Source organism: Williamsia sp. Y853, from assembly GCF_056786495.1.
The window spans coordinates 1,387,512-1,407,314 of record NZ_JBXCJC010000001.1 but is presented as its reverse complement, the minus strand read 5'-3'; the positions used below and the strand labels follow the sequence as shown (position 1 = coordinate 1,407,314).

Genomic DNA, 19,803 nt, shown 5'->3' with positions numbered 1-19,803 from the left:
CCGCTTTACGAACGCCGATGCCACCGGGCTAGAACACGAATGCGGCGCCCAGCCACAGCGATGCCGCGAGCAGGGCGCCGGTGAGTTCGATGATCATCGCCACTCCGGCCGCTTTCGTCGCTGCCACCGCGCCGTTCCATCCGCCGCGAATGTCCTTGCAGCGCCACCATTCGGCCAGGAATGCGCCGAGAACAAATCCGATGATCAGGCCGACCACCGGGACGACAAAGAACCCGACGATCCCGAGTAGTCCACCGGCGATCACGGTCCGGCCCGGCACACCCGAATTCGCCATCGACTTGTTGGCGATCAGGTACTTGACCACCGCGGCGGCGCCCAGAAAGCCGGCGGCAATCGCGAAAATCAGCCAGGCCCAGCCGCCGACCACAAACGCCCACACGGCGATTGCTGCGAGGATCAGGGTCAGCCCGGGCAGTACCGGCACCACCACACCGCAGAGACCGATGAAGATGATGGCAGCAACGAGCAACTCACCAGCGAATGGCACTCGAGAATCCCCACTACCGGTTGTTCTCGACGGCGGATGACGGCTTGCTCAGGCCCACCTGCGGCGGTTGCTGCGACGGCGGAGAAGACTGCGGCGGTGGGGACTGCTTCACGGGGGCCTGGGGCGGGGATTGTGGTGGCGGCGGTGATGATTGCGGCCGGACCGCTGCCGGTGGACGGCGGGTGATCCGGGTCTGGGCCGCATCGCCCGGAGCCGTTGGCTCCGGTGGCGCCTGCACCGGCGGTAGCGGGCGCGCCATGGACGCGGTGCTGACGGGCCGCACCAGTCGCGCTGCCTCGGTGGCCCGCCGGCGGGCGGTCGCAACGTCGTCGGCGGTGGCGATCACCACGCCCATCCGGCGTCGGGCGAAACTCTCGGGCTTGCCGAACAGTCGGATGTCGGTTTCCGGAACCGCAAGTGCGGCAGCAACATTCTCGAATGCGATGGCCGGTTCATCCAGTCCGCCGTAGATCACCGCGGACGCTCCGGGTGAGGCCAGCGTGACGTCGACAGGCAGTCCCAGGATGGCCCTGGCATGCATCTCGAACTCTGAAAGCCGTTGTGTCCCAAGGGTGACCAGACCGGTGTCATGCGGACGCGGACTGACCTCGGAGAAGTAGACGTCATCGTCCTTGACGAACATCTCGACCCCGAAGATGCCGCGGCCACCGAGGTGACCGTCGCCGAGCGCCGCCGCGATCCGGGCGGCCACCGAGGTGGCGCCACCGAGCGCGGTCTCGCTCATCGGTTGTGGCTGCCAGGATTCGACGTAGTCACCATTGTGCTGCCGGTGCCCGATCGGGGCGCAGAAGTAGGTGCCCAGCTTGCCCGTTGCCGGATCGACTGCACGGACGGTGAGCAGCGTGATCTCGTAGTCGAAGTCCACAAAACCTTCGACGATGACGCGGCCGCCCTTCACTCGACCACCGGCGACGGCATGGTCCCAGGCCCGGTCGATCTCGTCCGGGCCGCGAACCACACTCTGGCCCTTGCCCGACGACGACATCACCGGCTTCACGACGCAAGGGAATCCGACGCGGGCGGTCGCGGCCCGGATCTCGTCGGCAGAGTTGGCAAACGCATACGGCGATGTGGGAAGGCCCAGGCGCTCGTCGGCGAGACGGCGAATTCCCTCGCGATTCATCGTCAGAGCGGTTGCCCGGGCTGTCGGGATGACCTCGGTGAATCCTTCTTCGTGGATCTCGACGAGGACCTCTGTCGCGATCGCCTCGATCTCGGGCACCACGAAGTCGGGGCGTTCGGCTTCGATCACCGCGCGCAGTGCAACCGGATCGGTCATGTCGACGACGTACGAACGATGCGCAACCTGGTGACCGGGTGCATCGGGGTAACGATCGACCGCAACAACTTCGACGCCGAGGCGCTGGAACGCGATCACAACTTCTTTGCCCAGTTCGCCCGCACCCAGCAGCATCACCTTGGTGGCGCCGGGCGACAGCGGCGTACCGATCCGCTGCGGCACCGAATTGATAACGACGCCGGATTCCGAGTTGCTGATAGTCACGTGTCCAAGGCTAACCCCTAGGGGCCCACCAATCGCACAGGTAGACCCGGTCGAAGGCGATCAAATCCGGCCGCAGAAGCCGAATCAGCCCATCCGCCCATGTAGATAGCACCAGCGCCAACTCTCACCGGGTTCTGCCGAACGGATCACAGGATGACCGCTGACCTCGAAATGCCTGGTCGCATGCCGGCGTGGGCTCGAGTCGCTGCAGGCGACATGCCCGCAGGTCAGACATCTGCGCAGCGACGCCGGATGGTTCACACCTTCGGCGGCGCAGTCCACGCAGACCGCTGCGTCCCCATCGAGCACGCTCTCGGATACTGAATCCTGCGTCGGATCAGTGGGTGCCGCCGCAAGTTCCGGGCATAGATCCTCGACCGGTTCCATCACGTCGGCGGGTTTGATGAGCCGGTGCATCGCCGATCTGCGGATCGGTTTCATCCCCGGCTCCGCTGATCGTGTCCGGCCTCTCCGACCGCTTGCGTGGCATAGACATCGGCGCCGCCCGCGGCGACATAGACCTCGGTTTCCTCTGAACGTCCGCGCAGCAGAGTTGATTCGAATCGCGACCAGTACGCGGCCTCGCTCTCGGATGCCGCTGCGATCGCCCGACCGGAGGCCACCGGCCGGCTCGGGTCCCGTTTGGCGAACTCGCTGAGCCGGGCCGCCTCGTTCACGGCGTCACCGATCACCGTGTACTCGAATCGTTCTATGGCACCGACATTTCCGGCGACCACCGATCCATATGCCACGCCGATCCCGGCGGCAAGTTCGGGGATTTCGCCGGCCAGGCGCTCGGAGATCTCGCGGGCCGTTGACAGCGCTGCGGTCGCCGGGTCGGCCAATTCCAGTGGCGCACCGAACGCCGCGAGCACCGCATCCCCTTGAAACTTGTTGACCAGGCCCGCATGCGATTCGACCGCCGAGACGACCACCGCAAAGAACTTGTTCAAAAGCGCGACGACCTCGTCCGGGGGCCGCGATGCCGCGAGCGCGGTGGACCCGATGACGTCGACGAAAACGACGGCCACATAGCGCTCGGCGCCGCCGAGTTCGGGATTCTGTGCCAGTGCCGCTTCGGCCACGTCCCGGCCGACGTGCCTGCCGAACAGATCACGCATCCGCTCGCGTTCCCCGAGGCCTTCGACCATCAGGTTGAAACCCCGTTGCAGGTCGCCCAATTCGGTTCCGTCGTAGACGACGACCCGGACGTCGTTGTCGCCCGCGCTGACCTTGGTCATCGCCTGCTGGACCGATCCGACCGGCGCCTTGATCGCGCTGATGCTGAGGTAGTTGAGCAGGAATCCGGTGAACAGGCCGACGGCTCCGAGCACCATGACCGCCACGAAGACATCGGTTTTGCTGGTGGTGTCGCGAAAAACGGAGAAGAACGCGACCAGCATCGTCCCGACGATCGGGATGCCCGATCCGAGAACCCAACTCAGCATGACCCGGGTACGTAGTCGGCTACGTCGCTTGATGCCCGGATAGCCGGCTTCGAGGGCCTGCGCCGCGACCGGTCGTAGCGCGAACTCGACAAGCAGGTACGAGATGGCGGAGACCACCGCGCCGGACAGTCCGACCACCAGGGCGATCTTCGGGATGAGTTCGGGGTCCAGGATGCCGTAGCAGAGGGTGAACAGGACTCCGGCGATGAACCACAGCAGAAGCTGCATCCGGGTGAGCACCCACGGCGCCCGCAGCGCCCATCGCGCCTGCTCCGGTGTGGGCTGCTCGTCGCGGAGCGCCCATCGCAGATGCCGCAGGACCCTGGCCGTGCCGAACGCCCAGCCGAAACAGAACGCGACGGCCACATAGACCGGGGCGGCGATGAAGTTGACCCACCAGAACTCCGGTTCGAGCACACTGGGTTCGGGGATCCCGATCACCACCAGCAGCATCGCGATCCCGGCACCGATCGCGTTGGCGGTCAGTACCGACACCGTGATCAGCAACTGGATCCGGATGCGCTGGCGACGGGGGGTCTCGGTCGCAGAGCCCAGCAACACCGAACCGAAGTCCGATTCCTGTCCGGGAAACCTCACGCCTGACCCCCTACCGATTCATCAACATCCGCAATCTACCGGCAACGCCGGGATGCAGGCGTAACTCAGTGGTCAAGCAGATAGTCGGCGGTCAGTTGTTTCCACAGCGGCAGATGCGGATCGTCCAGCGGACTGCGGCGGTCGAGAAGATATGTGGTCGCCGCGCCACGCATGCTCGACAGCAGGATCGGATAGAGCTGCCCATACCGCGGGGCCGCGGTCAGCGACGGTCCCAGAAATGAGGCCACCGCTGCCCGGACCGTGGGTCCGAGTTCCTTTTCTGCAGGCAACAGCGCGCTGCGAAGTCTCTCATTGGTCCGCGCCGCGGTCCACAGTTCCATCGATGCCACGAAGTAGGGCTGATGGAACGTCGACCACCCGAGGTCGACACCCAGCGAGATCCGTTCCATCGGGTCGTCGGGCCAATCGATCGCCTTGGGCAACTCTTCGATCCGGACCCGGGCCAGATGATGAACCGCGGCCATCAGGAGGTCGTCGCGGGATGGGAAGTGGTGCAGGAGCTTGCCGCGCGAAACCCCCGCAGCCTCCTGGATCGCCAGCGTGCTGGCCCCCGAGTAGCCCTTGGCGATCAGCACATCGATTGCGGCATCGAGGATCTGATTGCGGCTTCTGGTGCTCTTTGCGCTCCGGTGGACGAGTTCGTTTGTGCCGGAGCTGCGTTCGTCCCGGCCCGTCATGGCAAGATACTAACTGCCCTCAGACGTCCATGATGTGCGGCAGTCCGGCGCGGTAGCGGTCGCGGTCGACCTGCTTGAACGGGTCGAGAAGCGGCAGCTCCCACAACGGAAGCACCGGAACCTGTGCGGCACTGCTTTCCGCGGCGGCGAGGATCGCGTTGGCGACCCGGCGGCCCGATTCATTGGCGCCCTCCATGGTCGCGAGGTCGATGTTGGTTCTCACGTGATCGCCTGCGATGAAGAGGTTTCCGATCGCGGTGTCGGCGGTCGGTCGATTCCGGTAGGAGTCGGCGGTGTTGACCATCAGCGGTGTCGCATTGGAGATGGTGGGCGACCAGGTGATCCCGGGATCGAGATGCCAACTGAGCACCTCGCTCTCCCGCAGTATCGGACTCGAACCACGATTCATCGCCCGGCTCAGCTGAGCCCAGACCTCCCTGGCGATCTCGTCTCTGGTGCATGCCTTGGCGGTCTTTCCATAGAGAATGCCGGGGGTGTCCCAGTCGGAGACGTCGACCGACAGGCAGTCGTGGACGGTGCCGTCGCCGTACTTTCGACCGAAGTCCACCTCCCAAGGTGCGGCCTGGAACAGTCCGGTCAGCGCCCAGGGGGTGCCCAGGGCAGCAATATGACTGGGCGGAAGGTCGGATCGACGCGAGAGGAAGTACTGGATCCCGACCATCCAGTCGTCCTGCAGGGCAGTGATTCCTTCCAGTTCCGGCGCGGCCGACAGGATCGGTGGTTGCAGCAGTGGTTTGAGCCGGTCCAACGGCATGGCAGGGACATACCAGTCCGCGGTGACCACGCCGGCCCCGCCATCGCCACCCACCCGGGCTCCGACGATGCGACCATCGGTGACGTCGAAACCTGTTGTGCCCTGGCCCATCACAAACCGGACGCCACGGGCCTTCAGGTACTCGACCCACGGGTCGATCCAGGCATGATTGGTCGGTGCGTTGAGAATCCGATCGACGCCCCCTCCGACGAGGTCGGCGTCGTATTGCCCGATCAACCCGGTTGCCGAGGTGGCCAGCGCCAATCCGATCTGCCCGATGGTGCGCGCCGAACCCATCTCCGCCTTAGCCGCGACCGTCGCCCGGGTCAGGGCGTGGGCCAGGTACTTCCGATACGAACTCGACTTGCCTTCCGCCTTGACGAAATCCAGCCACGACTGTTTTTCCCACTGTCCGATGCGGCGCTCCTCGCAACTCGTCGCGATGACGAGTTCGCGGCCGACGAAATAGGCCAGTTCAGCAGGCGGGATGTCCCCGGTGAGCGCCAGCCCCAGGGTCAGCGCATTGCGGACGTTCTCCAGATCGGTGACCGCCCCGGCATGTTGAATCATCCCGTCGAGCGACTGCGGTGCGACCACCGGTGCGTAGCCGGGGTCGTCGAAGGTGATGACCGCACCTTCGACGTTGATCAGGTGGGCATCGCGCACGTTCGAACCGCCTGCGACCGGGATACGCGACATCGTGTCGGGCACATGCTGATAGCAGCCGGGAAAGAACCGGAAGCCGTGTTCGCCGGGCAATGCCTGCCGACCACCGGACACCGGTCCCGGCACATCCATGCTGCGGGCCTTGCCGCCGAGAAAGGCCGGCTCATAGACCGCGACGGAGAAGCCTCGCTCGACCAGCTCGTGGGCGACGGTCAGGCCCGACATGCCACCGCCGAAGACCGCGACCTCTCGCCGCGGGCCGCCGACCGGGGGCACCCCTCGAGCCCCCGGACCGACCGGCGACGGAACCACCATCGCCACCGAGCCGGCGGCAGCGGCGACACCGACCCCCTTCAGCAGCGACCTCCGCGACATCTCCCTTTTGATCCTTGATTCCATCTCAACCCCCGTTGATTACAGTCAACGCTGACTGCTAGGTATGAGTGATTTGTATCACAGCAAACTTCAGGGTTGGGATGTTTTCGCAAGATCGTCCCAGCATTGGGATCGGCGCCAACAAAACAGAAGCCGCCGATCAGCGCGATGCTGATCGGCGGCCGGTGTTCGAAACTCGGATCAGATGATCTCGCGACGAACGATGGTCTGGTCGCGGCCGGGACCGACGCCGATGCAGGAGAAAAAGGCACCGGAGAGTTCTTCGAGACGCAGGACGTAATCCTGCGCGTTCTTCGGCAGCTCCTCGAAGGTGCGGCAAGCGGAGATGTCCTCCCACCAGCCGGGCATTTCCTCATAGATCGGCTTGGCGTGATGAAAACCGGTCTGGGTCATCGGCATCTCGTCCACACGCTGTCCGTCGACCTCGTAGGCGACACAGATCGGAATCGTGTCGAGACTGGAGAGGACGTCGAGCTTGGTCAAAAAGTAGTCGGTGATTCCGTTGACACGCGTGGCGTATCGGGCGATCACTGCATCGAACCAGCCACAACGACGGGCGCGTCCGGTGGTGACACCGACCTCGCCGCCGGTCTTGGCCAGGTATGCGCCCCACTCGTCGAACAGTTCCGTGGGGAACGGACCCGATCCCACGCGGGTGGTGTACGCCTTGAGGATTCCGAGCACCGTGGTGATGCGGGTCGGTCCGATACCGGAACCGACCGATGCGCCACCGGCTGTCGGGTTCGACGAGGTGACGAACGGGTAGGTGCCGTGGTCGACATCGAGCAGGGTGCCCTGCGAGCCTTCCAGCAGCACGGTCTCACCGGCTTCCAGCGCCTGGTTCAGCAGCAGTCGCGTATCGGCGATGCGGTGCTTGAAACCTTCGGCCTGACCCAGAACCTCTTCGACCACCTTCGCAGGCTCGAGGGCACGTCGGTTGTAGATCTTGGTGAGGATCTGGTTCTTGATCTCGAGCGCGGCCTCGACCTTCTGGGTCAGGATGCTCTCGTCCAGCACGTCGGCCACACGAACACCGACACGGGCGATCTTGTCCTGGTAACAGGGACCGATGCCACGTCCGGTGGTACCGATCTTCTTGTTACCGAGGAACCGCTCGGTGACCTTGTCGATGGCCACGTGGTACGGCATCAGCAGGTGGGCATCGGCCGAGATGAGTAGACCCGAGGTATCGACATCACGATCTTCGAGTCCGCCGAGTTCGGTCAACAGCACACCGGGGTCGACAACAACACCATTACCGATGACGTTCTTGACGCCGGGGGTCAGGATCCCTGACGGGATCAGATGCAGGGCGAAGGTTTCGCCGTTGGGTAGGACCACGGTGTGCCCGGCGTTGTTTCCGCCCTGGTACCGCACCACCCACTGCAGACGACCACCCAAGAGATCAGTGGCTTTACCTTTACCTTCATCGCCCCATTGGGCGCCGATCAGCACGATCGCAGGCATGTACGCGCTCCTTCCGGCCGGTACACGCCAGATGCGACACCGAACCGTGGGTCAACCCTACTTGGTCACGAACGGATATCCGTGACCGGACCTCCCGGCATGCCTGATGACTCGCAATTTGGCGCCGACTTCCGATCAGTAGGATCGCCCATAGGCGAATGCGTGGGACAGGTGGGTCCACCGGATATGAGCGAGGACCGAGTGCGACCAACAGATATACGGGTGATTGCCGAGGAGTCTGCGGCGGCCGACCTGATCCCGGCAGGTCTTGAAGCGGTTCGCACCACCCGCGAGCGGGCGCCGATCATCTCCGCCCTGACCGCGACGTTGACCGATCCGGCAGTCAAGCGTCTGATCCTGGTCGCCGGGCCCGAATTGCCAGACGCGTTCTGCGCCGCGGTGATCGGCCGCCTGATGCTGCTCGAGCGACTGGACGTCGAAGTCGCCCTCGTCCTCCCGTTCCCGACGCCGGCCGCAGGCGTCTACGGCCTACCCAGTGGAAAGCGAGCGGCGGCACTGGCCGTCGAGGGGACGGCCTCCGAGGTACCGCTGATCCGCGACGACATGGCGATCGTCCTGCTCGGCACGGCCCGCCAGCGGGGTCCCGACGGCGAGTTCGACGGCGAGAGTTACGTCGACAGCGCACTGCTTGTCCGCGGCAAGGCCAAGGCGGTGGTGATCGAACCGATACCCGAGATGCCCGGGGTCCGCGCACGTCTGGACAAACGCTTCCGCGCGCGCTGGCAGGTCGGCCGGGCCGCACAGACCGGTGCGCTCGCGCTGATCGTCGAACGTGACGGCATCACCGCGCCACGCCCGACCAAACGCTCGACGTTCTACCGGCACCAGCAGAACTGGCATCTGGTGCGGCCGTGACGCCCGGGACCATCGGGGCCGTGGCCCGCGCCGTCCGGCCGGGGCCGGTGTTCCTGGCGGTCGTCGCGGCCACGGCCCTCGGCGGGGTGATCCTGTGGAATGCCGGTGGCGAACGAACCCCGACAGCCATCTTCGGCGCCCTGCTGATGGTGATGGGTGGCTGGGTCATCTCGCTGTGTCTGCACGAATTCGCCCACGCGGTAACCGGATTCAAGTTCGGCGACCATGGCGCCGAGCTTCGCGGCTACCTGACGCTCAACCCGCTCAAGTACGCACATCCGGGACTGTCCCTGGTTCTGCCGCTGCTGTTCATCGTCCTGGGCGGCATCGGATTTCCCGGTGGCGCGGTGTACATCAACCAGTCTGGCTTCACGAAAGCCCAACGCAGCCTTGTCTCGGCCGCGGGACCGCTGACCAACATCGCGCTTGGCGTGATCTTGCTGGTGGTGATCGGCAGCCAAGATCTGTTCTCGCTGTTGCCCGAGCTCAACTTCTGGTCGGCACTGTCGATGCTGGCTGTCCTGCAGATCACCGCGGCCCTGCTGAATCTGCTCCCGATCCCCGGCCTCGACGGCTACGGGATCATCGAGCCCTACCTCTCGGATCAGACGCGGCGTTCGGTGGAACCGATTGCGCAGTACGGCTTTCTGCTGATCTTTGTCCTGCTCTTCATCCCCGCATTGAACAAGTTCTTTTTCGACATCGTCTACGGGATCTTCGAATTGGGCGGCGCCGATCGGGCTCTGGCCTCGTGGGGCTGGCAGCTCTTCGTCTTCTGGCGGTAGCTCCGGCACCAGGTGATAATCTCCGCCGATGACCCTGCGCGTGATGATCGCCGATGACGACGTTCTGTTGCGTGAAGGTCTCGCCAGTCTCCTGTCCGGCGCCGGCCTGGAGATCGTCGGCCAGGCCGGGAACGGCGAGGACCTCCTGAAGTTGGTGCGGGCAGATCCCCCGCAACTGGCGATCGTCGACATCCGGATGCCGCCGTCGCACAACGCCGAAGGCCTTGAGGCGGCGCAACGGATCCGTGCCGATTTCCCCGATGTGGCAATCCTTTTGCTGTCCGCCCATATCGACGTCGACCATGCTCTGGACCTTCTCGACAGCGGGCGCGGCATCGGATATCTGCTCAAGAGCAGGGTCACCGACGTCGAGGACTTTGTTGCCACGGTCGGGCGCATCGCGAACGGCGCATCGGTGATCGATCCGGCGCTTGTCCACGAGCTCGTCGCCGCCCGCCGCCGCGACAACCCACTCGAGGTTCTGAGTGCGCGCGAGCGCGAGGTACTCACATTGATGGCAGAGGGGCTCTCCAACGCCGGGATCGGGCGTCGGCTGTGGATCACCGAGGGCACCGTCGAAAAGCATGTTCGCAGCATCCTCACCAAACTCGATCTGGCGGATACACCGGACGACCACCGTCGCGTGCGCGCGGTGATCATGTATCTCGACGCCGCAACCTGATCGGCGGTTGCCGTCAGCTCGCGACTGCGAGTGCCTGTCGGATACGGTCCGCGGACAGCGCGAACTTCGCGATGAAACCGACCGCCGCGCTCGCCTCGACCATGTCTGCGAATTCGTCTTCATCGTGAGTAGATATCAGGATCGTCGCGGGTGGACGGGCAGAAGCGGCCAGCGCCTCGACGACATCGAAACCGCTTTCGCCGCCGAGGTCGATGTCCACCAGAACGACGTCGGGCCGGGACGTCTGTGCCATCTCCAACGCATCGAACGAGGTGGCCGCGGTCCCGACGACGGTGATACCGGCAGCTTCGAGCGTGCCGCGGGCGGCAGCACAGAAGGCAGCGCTGTCGTCCACGATGATGCAGCGCATACGGTCGGGATCGTCCACACTGTTCAGCGTGGCAGAAGACGTCGGCCAAAACATGCCCGCTAGCCGGAACATCGACCACGGATCGCAGTGGGAGCGGATCGCAGCCCTGGTGTTGCGGCCCACCGCGCCGCCGCTGGGCTGGGGTATCGCCACCGCGGTCATCTTCATCGCGGCCGAAGTGGCCGTTGTGCATCTCCTCAAACAGCTCGCGCCGGAGGATGCGTTCGGCGCGGTGTTCCTGTTCGGTGTCCTCGTGGTGTCCGCGCGGTGGGGATTCGGGCTCGCCGTGGTCACGTCGGTCGCGAGCACTGTCGCGTACGCGTGGTTCCACGCCAGTGAGGGCACGGAGAGCACGGGTCCGGCGGTCGTGGTGTTCCTGGTCTTGGCGTTGCTCACCAATTTGCTTGTGGGACAGTCTCGTCTGCGTGCAATCGAGTCCGATCAGCGTCGAAGGGAAGCCGATCTGTCCGCAGCGCTGGCTCGGACGGTGTTGCGGGCAGCGGATCTCCCGCAGGCATTGACCGCCGCCGGCGCGCGGCTGACCGATGTACTCGAGCTTCCGCCACCCGGCGCTGTCATCACCACCGACGAAGAACCCGGTACCTCGACGCAGCGGCGCATTGCGCTCAAGGACGACGATCGCTCTATCGGGTCACTGCTCGTGCCCGCCGATCTCGCTGCCGCCGATCTGCTGCGGGTGCAGCGGATGGTTCCCGGCCTGGAGGCCCTGCTGGCGGCGTCCCAGGATCGTGAGGTCCTCTACGAGCGGACCGTCGCACTGGGCCGACAGCAGGCAGCGCTACGCCGGGTCGCCACCCTCGTTGCCTCGCGGACAAAACCGGAGGACGTGTACGCGGCGGTCGCCGACGAACTCGCCGACGAACTCGGCGCCGAATACGTCTCACTCGTCGGCTTCTCCGAGGATGGCTACTGCATGGTCCTCGCGGCCCGCGACGGTGACGACGCCGATCCGAGCGGCGCAGGCCTGACCGTCGGCGAACGACTCCAACTCGGCGGAAACAACATCTCCACAAGGGTCCTCGAGTCCGGCGACATCGAGGTGACCGACTACGCAGAGGCCACCGGCCCCATCGCCGCACGCCTGCATGCGCGTGGCATCAGCTCGGGCATCGGTGTGCCGATCACCGTGGAGGGCAGGACCTGGGGTGCGATCGTCATCGGGATCCGCGAGCGTGCTCCGATCGCGGACATCCGTGTGCGCCTCAACGATTTCGCCGAACTGGTGGCCACAGCGGTGTACAACGACGAGTCACGCTCCGCGCTGACCCGCTCCCGGGCGCGCGTCATCGCAGCAGCCGATCAGGCACGACGCGCGATCGAGCGGGATCTGCACGACGGCGCCCAGCAACGGATCGTGTCACTCGGACTCGAGTTGCGCAGCACCCAGGCTGCGATCCCCCACGACCGACCCGATCTCCGAAACCGTCTCGACGACATCGTTGACGCCCTGTCCCTGGTCCACACAGACCTGCAAGAGCTGTCCCGCGGTATCCATCCGGCGATCCTGTCGCGAGGTGGCCTGGGTCCGGCTCTGAAGACACTTGCCCGCCGTTCGGCAGTGCCGGTGTCACTGACCGTCCGAATCGAGGGACGCCTGCCCGACACCGTCGAGGTCGCCGCGTATTACGTCGTCGCGGAGGCACTGACCAACACCGCGAAGTACGCGCGGGCGTCCGGGGTCGAGGTGACCGCGATTGTCGACGCCGAGACCCTGGACCTGGCGGTGACCGACGACGGATCCGGAAATGCGCAGCCCGACAACGGTTCTGGACTCATCGGCCTACGCGACCGCATCGAGGCCGTGAACGGTGTCTTCACGGTGTCGAGCCCAGCGGGTGTCGGCACCACGCTGACCGCCCGAATCCCGGTACCGGGCAGAGTCCAGACCGCGAATACCGGCTAGCCGGTATATGTCCACACCGGCCAGCACCCTGCGGAGTTGGGCGCCAGCAGCGACGACAACTCCGCCTCGATCGACGAATATTGGTTCAGACGACGAGAGAAACACCGACCAAGGAGGACACATGCCTTACATCACCACCACCGACGGAACCGAGATCTACTACACCGAGCAAGGCACCGGACAGCCGGTTCTGCTCAGTCATGGCTGGCCGCTGTCGTCCGACGCCTGGCAGGTCGAGATCAAGCTGCTCGCCGACGCCGGATACCGCGCGATCGCACACGATCGCCGGGGTCACGGCCGCTCGTCGAAAACCGGAACCGGCAATGACATGGACACCTACGCAAAGGATCTGGCGGAGCTGGTCGAAGCGCTAGATCTCACCGACCTGGTCCTCATCGGGCACTCCACGGGCGGCGGCGAGGTCGTCCGATACGCCGCACAGCACGGAAAGGGCCGGGTCTCCAAGGTCATCACGGCCGGAGCCGTCCCACCGCTCATGGTGCAGACCCCGGACAACCCGGAGGGCGCGCCGATCGAGGTATTCGACGGGATCCGGGAAGGCGTCCTGAACGACCGGTCGCAGTTCTACCAGGACCTGAGCGTGGCATTCTTCGGTGCCAACCGAGAGGGCTCGAATGTGTCGCAAGGTGCCAAGGACGACTTCTGGCGGCAGGGCATGTTGGTGAATCTGACGGCGGCCTATGACTGCGTCAAGGCGTTCTCCGAAACCGACCAGACGGAAGATCTCAAGGCCATCGACGTGCCGATGATGATCGCCCACGGTGACGACGATCAGATCGTGCCGATCGCCGCTGCGGCAGAGAAGTCGATCAAGCTGGTGCGCAACGGCACACTGAAGGTGTACCCGGGTGCCCCGCACGGCATCTACGGTGCGTACCAGAAGGCCCTCATCGCCGACATCCTCGACTTCATCAAGAAATAGCCCCCACCCAATCCCGATGCTGTGCCCTTTTGGCGAGTAAAACCCCAGGTGGGGTTCGCCAAAAGGGCACAGTATCGGGCGTTGGCGGCAGGGATTACCAGGTGATCTTCTTGTGGCAGTTCTCCTGCATGCCTGCCGGGTCGACCTGGATGGTGGCGTGATCGAGTCCGTGGGCCTCGAGCACTTCCCGGGCCGCGAGTAGGACCGCCGCATTGTCGGAGGTGGCGGTCACGTGCACCGTCGCCACATCCATGCCGGTGGTCAGGGTCCACACGTGCAGGTCGTGGACGTCGGTGACTCCGTCGATGCCGACGAGTTCGCACCGGATCTTGTCCACGTCCACGTGTTGCGGGGCCTGCTGCGCCAGGATCCTCAGGGCGTCGAGGGCCAGCTTGATGGCGCGCGGCGCCACCCACAAGGCGATCAGGACGGCGACGACGAGGTCGGCGTAGGGCCAATTCGTGGTCATGGTGACAACGCCGGCGATCAGCACACCCACCGATCCGACGGCGTCTGCGAGTACCTCCATGTACGCCCCGCGCACCGCAATGCTCCCCTTGGAGTCGGCGCGCAGGAGCAGCATCACCACGATGTTGGCGGCCAGTCCGATGAGGGCGACGATCACCAGCGTCAGTCCCGGGACGTCAGGGTCGGTGCCGATGCGCTCGATGGCCTCGTACAGGACGTAGACCGCGACACCCATCAGCAGGATCGCGTTGGCGATGGCGGTGAACACCTCGGCGCGATGCCAGCCGAATGTCTTCACATCGTCGGTCGCGCCGTGGCGGGCGAGCAGCAGCGCGCCGAGCCCCATCAACATCGCCACCACGTCGGTGAGCATGTGGCCCGCGTCGGCGATCAGTGCCAGCGAGTTCACCATGACGCCGACGGTTATCTCCAGGACGAAGAAGACCGAGATGATGATGGCGCCGACCGCCATGGGCCACAGCCTGCGGTGCTCCCCCGTCGCGGCGGGTGAATGACTGTGGCCGGTATGGCTGTGCGAGTGACCCACCAGCGCTCCCTCGGTTAGACAGATACGGCCTGATTCAGCCGGATCCCAATATATGCACGTTCATGCATGTGTTGCAAGGGTGCGACTCACCGCAATGTCGCAATCGCCGACACCCGGGACAGCCCGCAGACCATCAACAGGTCGACCACCGTCGACCTGACCTGCGCCAGGATCACGGTCTCCGTGAGACCGCTGTCGGCGACCAGACTCTTACCCGCCCGCCGCGCGATACTGCGCAGCACCCGTGCGCCCTCCGCCTCATCGGGCTGGCGACCCGGATCGGCCAGCATCACGTCGTTGATCACGTAAAAAGCGTGCCCGAGCTGCGAAACCAATTCGATGACCTCGGGCTGGATGCGTTCGGAGTTCTCGACGGCCGCAGCAGCTCGGCGCGCCAACACCCGGACATTGCGGACCGCGTTGTCGAGCGGATCGGCCACCGCGGCCACCCGCTCGAACCGTGAATGATTTGCCCAGTGCAGCGGCGAGATCCGGCTGATCTCCTTGCCGCCGGAAAGGTCTGACCGCATCGCGTCGATACCCGATTGTGTGCCGCGAGCACGGTGAAGCGCCGCGCGGGCCCGATCCCGATCCATCCGGCGCAGACTTCCCGCCACGTCGAGCAGGACATCGGCCATCGTGGACAGGACATCGGCGGCATCACGCCGGGCGCGCAGCACCGGATGCGTCGGTATGAGCGCGATGACCACGAGCGCGACGACACCCCCGGTGAACGCATCGATCACGCGGTTGAAGCCTTCGATCCCGCCGGGCGGCAGCAGCGTCGCGACAAGCACCGCCGAGCTGGCCGCCTGCATGGGAACCAGCGGCCCCTTGTCGAGAAGGATCGCCGACGACATCGCGATCACCACCACGACCATGATCTGCCAGGTGCCGGATCCGATCACCGAGATGATGAGGTCGCCGACGCCCACGCCCACGGTGACACCGAATGTCACCTCGAGCGCACGGCGCCATCGCCTGCCCACCGAGAGACCGAGGGAGATCACCGCGGCGATCGGCGCGAAAAAGGGTTGCTTGTGCCCGAAGACCTCGGTCGCGATCAGCCAGGCCAGGCCGGCACCCAGCGCACATTGCAGGACCGGCACGATGGCCACCCGCAAGCGCTGTAGCGGCGCACGAAGGCGAGCCGGGATCCGCTCACGATCAATCGGGATGCGGTCGATCAGGCGGCGACCCTGCCGACCGGCCGAGTCAGGCGAGCCCGAGCTCGCCGGCGGCTGCGGGGTCACTTTCGTTGAGCAGGTCGAGGCAACGGAGGTATTCGTCTTCCTCACCGATCGTCTGCGTGGCCCGGGCCAGAACCCCGACACAACGCAAGAATCCCTGGTTGGGCTCGTGGCGCCACGGCACCGGACCGAATCCCTTCCAGCCATGGCGGCGGAGCTGATCGAGTCCGCGGTGGTAGCCGGTCCGCGCGTAGGCGTACGCGGTGATGGTTGCGCCCTCGTTCATGGCCGCTTCCGCCAGGTAGGCCCAGGCGATCGAAGCAGTGGGATGGGCTGCGGCGACGGCGGCTGGATCGGCCCCGTTCAACAGGTCCGATTCTGCCTCGTCATCACCGGTCAACAGGGTGGGCTGGGGGCCGAGAAGATCTCCGAACGACGTCATCGCTACATTGTCGCAGCTCTGCCCGACAACCGGTCGACCCGTCCACCTGCCCGTCGGTTCGATAGGGTGAGCCGAACGCTGCGCGGGGGGTATCTCGATATGAGTCGTCCACCCGCTTCTGCGCGCTGAAATCAGTTGTCGGTCTAGGGACAGGGCTGGGTGGATGTCACATCCTGACGATGAGGGTAATTCGTTTGTGAACCGGACGTTTTCGACGTTCCGTAAGCGTCGCGAGGGGAAATACGGGCCGGCAGCTCAGACGCCTACCGCACCGCAGAACCGACTCGACCGCAGGCCGGAGCGCGCAGACCAGGCGACACCCGACCAGGCGGCATCCGATCAGGCACCCGTCGCGCAGGCCTCCGGGTCGACCGACGGCCCTTCGAACGACACCGGGGCAGATAACACCGCCGACAACACCGGTGCCGACAACACCAGGGCAAACGACGCCGGGCTGACAAGGCCGATCGCCACACCCGCCGCGCCGCAGACCGCCGTTCCCAACACCGACGCTCCCGACACCGAGGCTCCCAACACCGAAGCCCTGGCTCCCGAAGAACAGGACCCAGAAACGCCCGACACCGAGTCCGAGGTCGAAGCACCCGGGGCAGCGGCAACCGAGGTCGAAGTACCCGAGGCAGCGGCAACCGAGGTCGAGGCAACCGAGGTCGAGGCACCCGAAGGCGCAGCAGCGGAAGTCGCAGCAGTGGAAGACGACGGCGAACCGGTCGATGAGTTCACCGCGTCTGCGACCGCCGCAGCCGGGGCCGAGGTGCTCGAACCCGAGGCACCCGAAGTCAAAGCACCTGACGTTGAAGCGCCCGAGGTCGAAGCACCCGAGGTCGAAGCACCCGAGGCGGCGGTAACAGAGGCAACAGAGGCCGAGGCCCCCGAGTTCGAAGCATCTGAGGTCGAGGCATTCGAGCCCGCGAGCCCCGAGCCGGTGGCCGAAGCTCCGGACCACACCGACGAGGCCGAACCGGCCACCGATGTGCGCGGATCGACCCCGCCTCAGTCCCTCGACTTCAGCAACGCCGAGACCACCCGTTTCGCTGCGGTGCCCCCGATGCCGGTCGCCCCGATTGCACCGGCCGGATCCCCTGCCGACGACAACCAAACCGAGCGGATCAACACCGGTTCGGAGGCGGCCACCGAACGAATCAACATCGGAAAGGTCGCACCGCCACCTGCGGCCGCCGCACCTCCGGTCGCCCCGTCATCACCCGCCGGAAACTGGAAAGCCGAACCTGCTGCGCCGCAATACATTCCAGCCGGTGGCGGCAACCCACAGAAGCGGCCGCCCGAGAACAACCCCAAGAAGTCCCGCAAGGGTCTGTGGGCGTCACTCGTTGCGCTCGTTGCGATCGTCGCAGCAATTGTCGTGGTGATCGCCCTGGTGGCAGGCAGCAGTGAAGACTCGGTGGCCCCCGCCGATGTCGCAGCCGACCGCGCTCTCGAATACGTGACCGCGTTGCACGACGGCAACATCGTTGTACTGCGCTCCATCACCTGCGGTGAGGCCCTGGAACGCTTCACCGCGATGTCCGATCAGGAGTTCGCGGAAGATCATCGGCTCCAGCAGTCCAACAACGAACTCGTCGGTGTCGACGGGGTCAAGGCCTCGAAGATCATCGATGACGGCGACGCCGCGGTGGTCGAAGTGATCGCCTACAAGACCGCAACGCCCAACGAAAAGCTGGATGTGGCACTGACGCTGAGCAAGATCGACGGTGAATGGAAGGTCTGTAAGGGCTGATGGCTCGCTGAACGCCTGCATTTCTTCTGTGCGAGGACGCTAGGCTTCCTCAGGTGCCCTCATCGCAAGATCGGCCATCCGTGAACATGCCCGCCGAAGACCGTGTGGTGAACGCACCAGCCACTGGCGTCCGGTCGGTCCCGCAGCCAGCCCGGTCGGACTGGTCTGCAGTGGACAATTCTCGCGCCACCACCGCCCCGGTGCCCGCTGCGCGACATCACGCGCCGCCACACCAGGCACGGTCGGTGCAGGCGCCGACCGCCCAGTTCAACCAGGCATCGGCTGCGCCGTCTCGCCCAGGCGTCTATTCGCCGCCTGCCGCCTACTCGGCGACGCCCTATCCCGCCCAGCCCGGTCACACCCAGGCCAATCCCGCGCCGATCTATTCGCAGACCTATCCGGGCCGGCCGTATCCGCCCGAGTCCTATCCCGGGCATCGTCCGTCCCAGCCGTATCCGGCAAGCCAGCGGGGCCCGATGCAGCGGGGCCCGCAATCGGCCTATCAGCAGGCAGAGGTCGATCCCAGTGCGATTCGCATGACAACGACGCAACGGCCGCACCGCCGGGTTGATACCTCGGTCTTATGTGCGGCCGCTGCGTTGATCGTGCTGGCGCTGGCAGTCCTCGTCGGTCTGATGCTCTGAGGGTCGGACTGACGCTCTGAGCTGTTATCAGCCCAGGATCGACTTGCCCGTCGACTTGAGGTCGTTGCAGGCCTCGACGACACGCTCGCTCATCGACGCTTCTGCCTTCTTCAGGTAGTTGCGCGGGTCGTAGAACTTCTTGTTGCCGACCTCGCCGTCGACCTTCAGGACGCCGGCGTAGTTCTCGAACATGTGACCGGCAATCGGACGGGTGAACGCGTACTGGGTGTCGGTGTCGACGTTCATCTTGATGACGCCGTAGCTCAGCGACTCTTCGATCTCGCTCTTGAGCGAGCCCGATCCGCCGTGGAAGACGAAGTCGAAGGGCTTGGAGCCTTCGGGCAGACCCAGCTTCTTGACGGCCACGTCCTGGCCGGTCTTGAGAACCTCGGGACGCAGCTTGACGTTGCCCGGCTTGTAGACGCCGTGCACGTTGCCGAACGTTGCGGCCAGCAGGTAACGGCTGCCCGTGTCGCCGGCGCCGAGTGCCTCGATGGTGGCCTCGAAGTCTTCGGCCGTGGTGAACAGCTTGTCGTTGATCTCGTTCTCGACACCGTCTTCTTCGCCACCGACGACGCCGATCTCGATCTCGAGCACGATCTTCGCGGCCGCGGCCTTGGCCAGCAACTCCTTGGCAATCTCGAGGTTCTCGTCGAGCGGTACCGCGCTGCCGTCCCACATGTGCGACTGGAACAAAGGATTCTGGCCGGCGTCGACGCGCGCCTGCGAGATCTCGATCAGCGGGCGGACGTAGGTGTCGAGCTTGTCCTTGGGGCAGTGGTCGGTGTGCAGGGCGACCAGCACGTTGTACTTCTCGGCAACAACGTGAGCGAACTCGGCGAGCGCCACCGCGCCGGTGACCATGTCTTTGATGCCCAGACCCGACCCGAACTCGGCACCACCGGTCGAGAACTGGATGATTCCGTCGCTACCGGCGTCGGCGAATCCTTTGATCGCGGCGTTGATGCTGTTCGACGAGGTGCAGTTGATGGCCGGGAATGCGAACCCGCCCTCTTTGGCCGCATCGAGCATCTGTGCATATTGTTCGGGGGTTGCAATGGGCATATGTCCTCCAGCAGCAGTTTCGTGGTTGTCT

At 65.3% G+C, this 19,803-nt stretch carries 19 protein-coding genes; 7 read left to right on the top strand and 12 right to left on the bottom strand.

What is annotated here, in order from left to right; genetic code table 11:
* Nucleotides 1-28: 28 nt before the first annotated feature.
* The 7 genes from AC1TPF_RS06645 to AC1TPF_RS06615 form a co-directional block, all read right to left on the bottom strand.
* Nucleotides 29-508: a DUF456 domain-containing protein gene (locus AC1TPF_RS06645; RefSeq protein ID WP_482135910.1), complete on the bottom strand. Its 480-nt coding sequence runs from the start codon at nt 506-508 to the stop codon at nt 29-31.
* 13 nt (nt 509-521) lie between these two features.
* Nucleotides 522-1,943 (bottom strand): formate-dependent phosphoribosylglycinamide formyltransferase, encoded by a 1,422-nt coding sequence (gene purT, locus AC1TPF_RS06640; RefSeq protein ID WP_482137266.1) that lies wholly within the window; start codon nt 1,941-1,943, stop codon nt 522-524.
* A 174-nt stretch (nt 1,944-2,117) separates the two neighbouring features.
* Nucleotides 2,118-2,474 carry a UBP-type zinc finger domain-containing protein gene (locus tag AC1TPF_RS06635; RefSeq protein WP_482143164.1) on the bottom strand — a complete coding sequence of 119 codons (357 nt, stop codon included), beginning with the start codon at nt 2,472-2,474 and terminating at the stop codon, nt 2,118-2,120.
* On the bottom strand, nt 2,471-4,078 hold the full coding sequence (locus tag AC1TPF_RS06630) for an adenylate/guanylate cyclase domain-containing protein (RefSeq protein WP_482135912.1): 1,608 nt from the start codon (nt 4,076-4,078) through the stop codon (nt 2,471-2,473). Before AC1TPF_RS06630 ends, AC1TPF_RS06635 begins: the two co-directional genes overlap by 4 nt.
* A 65-nt stretch (nt 4,079-4,143) precedes the next feature.
* Complete coding sequence (locus AC1TPF_RS06625) at nt 4,144-4,776, bottom strand: TetR/AcrR family transcriptional regulator (RefSeq protein ID WP_482135913.1); 633 nt, start codon at nt 4,774-4,776, stop codon at nt 4,144-4,146.
* Between the two features lie 19 nt (nt 4,777-4,795).
* A complete protein-coding gene (locus AC1TPF_RS06620) occupies nt 4,796-6,592 on the bottom strand; it encodes a hydroxysqualene dehydroxylase (RefSeq protein WP_482135914.1) in 1,797 nt (598 codons plus the stop codon).
* A gap of 201 nt (nt 6,593-6,793) precedes the next feature.
* Nucleotides 6,794-8,080 (bottom strand): adenylosuccinate synthase, encoded by a 1,287-nt coding sequence (locus AC1TPF_RS06615; RefSeq protein ID WP_482135915.1) that lies wholly within the window; start codon nt 8,078-8,080, stop codon nt 6,794-6,796.
* Between the two features lie 186 nt (nt 8,081-8,266).
* Here AC1TPF_RS06615 and AC1TPF_RS06610 point away from each other — a divergent pair, with 186 nt between their 5' ends.
* The 3 genes from AC1TPF_RS06610 to AC1TPF_RS06600 are packed head-to-tail and all read left to right on the top strand — an operon-like array spanning nt 8,267 to nt 10,423.
* Nucleotides 8,267-8,956: a hypothetical protein gene (locus AC1TPF_RS06610; protein WP_482135916.1), complete on the top strand. Its 690-nt coding sequence runs from the start codon at nt 8,267-8,269 to the stop codon at nt 8,954-8,956.
* The gene (locus AC1TPF_RS06605; protein ID WP_482143162.1) at nt 8,953-9,741 is read left to right on the top strand and encodes a site-2 protease family protein; all 789 of its coding nucleotides are present in this window, start codon (nt 8,953-8,955) and stop codon (nt 9,739-9,741) included. Before AC1TPF_RS06610 ends, AC1TPF_RS06605 begins: the two co-directional genes overlap by 4 nt.
* 28 nt (nt 9,742-9,769) lie before the next feature.
* Nucleotides 9,770-10,423: a response regulator gene (locus AC1TPF_RS06600; protein WP_482135918.1), complete on the top strand. Its 654-nt coding sequence runs from the start codon at nt 9,770-9,772 to the stop codon at nt 10,421-10,423.
* Nucleotides 10,424-10,436: 13 nt separating this feature from the next.
* Here the strand turns inward: AC1TPF_RS06600 and AC1TPF_RS06595 are convergent, their stop codons facing one another.
* Nucleotides 10,437-10,811 carry a LytR/AlgR family response regulator transcription factor gene (locus AC1TPF_RS06595; protein WP_482135919.1) on the bottom strand — a complete coding sequence of 125 codons (375 nt, stop codon included), beginning with the start codon at nt 10,809-10,811 and terminating at the stop codon, nt 10,437-10,439.
* 34 nt (nt 10,812-10,845) lie between these two features.
* On the opposite strand from AC1TPF_RS06595, the gene AC1TPF_RS06590 reads away from it, so the two are divergent.
* Both AC1TPF_RS06590 and AC1TPF_RS06585 read left to right on the top strand, forming a co-directional pair.
* A complete protein-coding gene (locus AC1TPF_RS06590) occupies nt 10,846-12,717 on the top strand; it encodes a sensor histidine kinase (protein ID WP_482144042.1) in 1,872 nt (623 codons plus the stop codon).
* Nucleotides 12,718-12,838: 121 nt separating this feature from the next.
* Entirely contained in the window at nt 12,839-13,660 is an 822-nt protein-coding gene (locus AC1TPF_RS06585; RefSeq protein ID WP_482143161.1) for an alpha/beta fold hydrolase, read from the top strand.
* A 94-nt stretch (nt 13,661-13,754) separates the two neighbouring features.
* Here the strand turns inward: AC1TPF_RS06585 and AC1TPF_RS06580 are convergent, their stop codons facing one another.
* From AC1TPF_RS06580 to AC1TPF_RS06570, 3 genes are all read right to left on the bottom strand, one after another.
* Entirely contained in the window at nt 13,755-14,675 is a 921-nt protein-coding gene (locus tag AC1TPF_RS06580) for a cation diffusion facilitator family transporter (RefSeq protein WP_482135922.1), read from the bottom strand.
* 86 nt (nt 14,676-14,761) lie between these two features.
* Entirely contained in the window at nt 14,762-15,928 is a 1,167-nt protein-coding gene (locus AC1TPF_RS06575) for an FUSC family protein (RefSeq protein ID WP_482135923.1), read from the bottom strand.
* On the bottom strand, nt 15,891-16,307 hold the full coding sequence (locus AC1TPF_RS06570; protein ID WP_482143159.1) for a DUF3151 domain-containing protein: 417 nt from the start codon (nt 16,305-16,307) through the stop codon (nt 15,891-15,893). The genes AC1TPF_RS06575 and AC1TPF_RS06570 overlap by 38 nt, the downstream gene beginning before the upstream one ends.
* A gap of 196 nt (nt 16,308-16,503) precedes the next feature.
* Between AC1TPF_RS06570 and AC1TPF_RS06565 the strand changes: the two genes are divergently transcribed.
* Nucleotides 16,504-18,063, top strand: a complete 1,560-nt coding sequence (locus tag AC1TPF_RS06565) for an Rv0361 family membrane protein (RefSeq protein WP_482135925.1) — start codon at nt 16,504-16,506, stop codon at nt 18,061-18,063.
* 53 nt (nt 18,064-18,116) lie between these two features.
* Entirely contained in the window at nt 18,117-18,707 is a 591-nt protein-coding gene (locus AC1TPF_RS06560) for a hypothetical protein (protein ID WP_482135926.1), read from the top strand.
* A gap of 27 nt (nt 18,708-18,734) precedes the next feature.
* Here the strand turns inward: AC1TPF_RS06560 and fbaA are convergent, their stop codons facing one another.
* Nucleotides 18,735-19,772 (bottom strand): class II fructose-bisphosphate aldolase, encoded by a 1,038-nt coding sequence (gene fbaA / locus AC1TPF_RS06555; RefSeq protein WP_482135927.1) that lies wholly within the window; start codon nt 19,770-19,772, stop codon nt 18,735-18,737.
* Nucleotides 19,773-19,803 lie beyond the last annotated feature (31 nt).

Bases quoted from the DNA above. Each gene is read 5' to 3' on its own strand.
- purT (WP_482137266.1), bottom strand. From the start codon at position 1,943: ATGCTGCTGGGTGCGGGCGAACTGGGCAAAGAAGTTGTGATCGCGTTC.
- AC1TPF_RS06635 (WP_482143164.1), bottom strand. From the start codon at position 2,474: ATGAAACCGATCCGCAGATCGGCGATGCACCGGCTCATCAAACCCGCC.
- AC1TPF_RS06625 (WP_482135913.1), bottom strand. From the start codon at position 4,776: ATGACGGGCCGGGACGAACGCAGCTCCGGCACAAACGAACTCGTCCAC.
- AC1TPF_RS06620 (WP_482135914.1), bottom strand. From the start codon at position 6,592: ATGTCGCGGAGGTCGCTGCTGAAGGGGGTCGGTGTCGCCGCTGCCGCC.
- AC1TPF_RS06615 (WP_482135915.1), bottom strand. From the start codon at position 8,080: ATGCCTGCGATCGTGCTGATCGGCGCCCAATGGGGCGATGAAGGTAAA.
- AC1TPF_RS06610 (WP_482135916.1), top strand. From the start codon at position 8,267: ATGAGCGAGGACCGAGTGCGACCAACAGATATACGGGTGATTGCCGAG.
- AC1TPF_RS06600 (WP_482135918.1), top strand. From the start codon at position 9,770: ATGACCCTGCGCGTGATGATCGCCGATGACGACGTTCTGTTGCGTGAA.
- AC1TPF_RS06590 (WP_482144042.1), top strand. From the start codon at position 10,846: ATGCCCGCTAGCCGGAACATCGACCACGGATCGCAGTGGGAGCGGATC.
- AC1TPF_RS06585 (WP_482143161.1), top strand. From the start codon at position 12,839: ATGCCTTACATCACCACCACCGACGGAACCGAGATCTACTACACCGAG.
- AC1TPF_RS06570 (WP_482143159.1), bottom strand. From the start codon at position 16,307: ATGACGTCGTTCGGAGATCTTCTCGGCCCCCAGCCCACCCTGTTGACC.
- fbaA (WP_482135927.1), bottom strand. From the start codon at position 19,772: ATGCCCATTGCAACCCCCGAACAATATGCACAGATGCTCGATGCGGCC.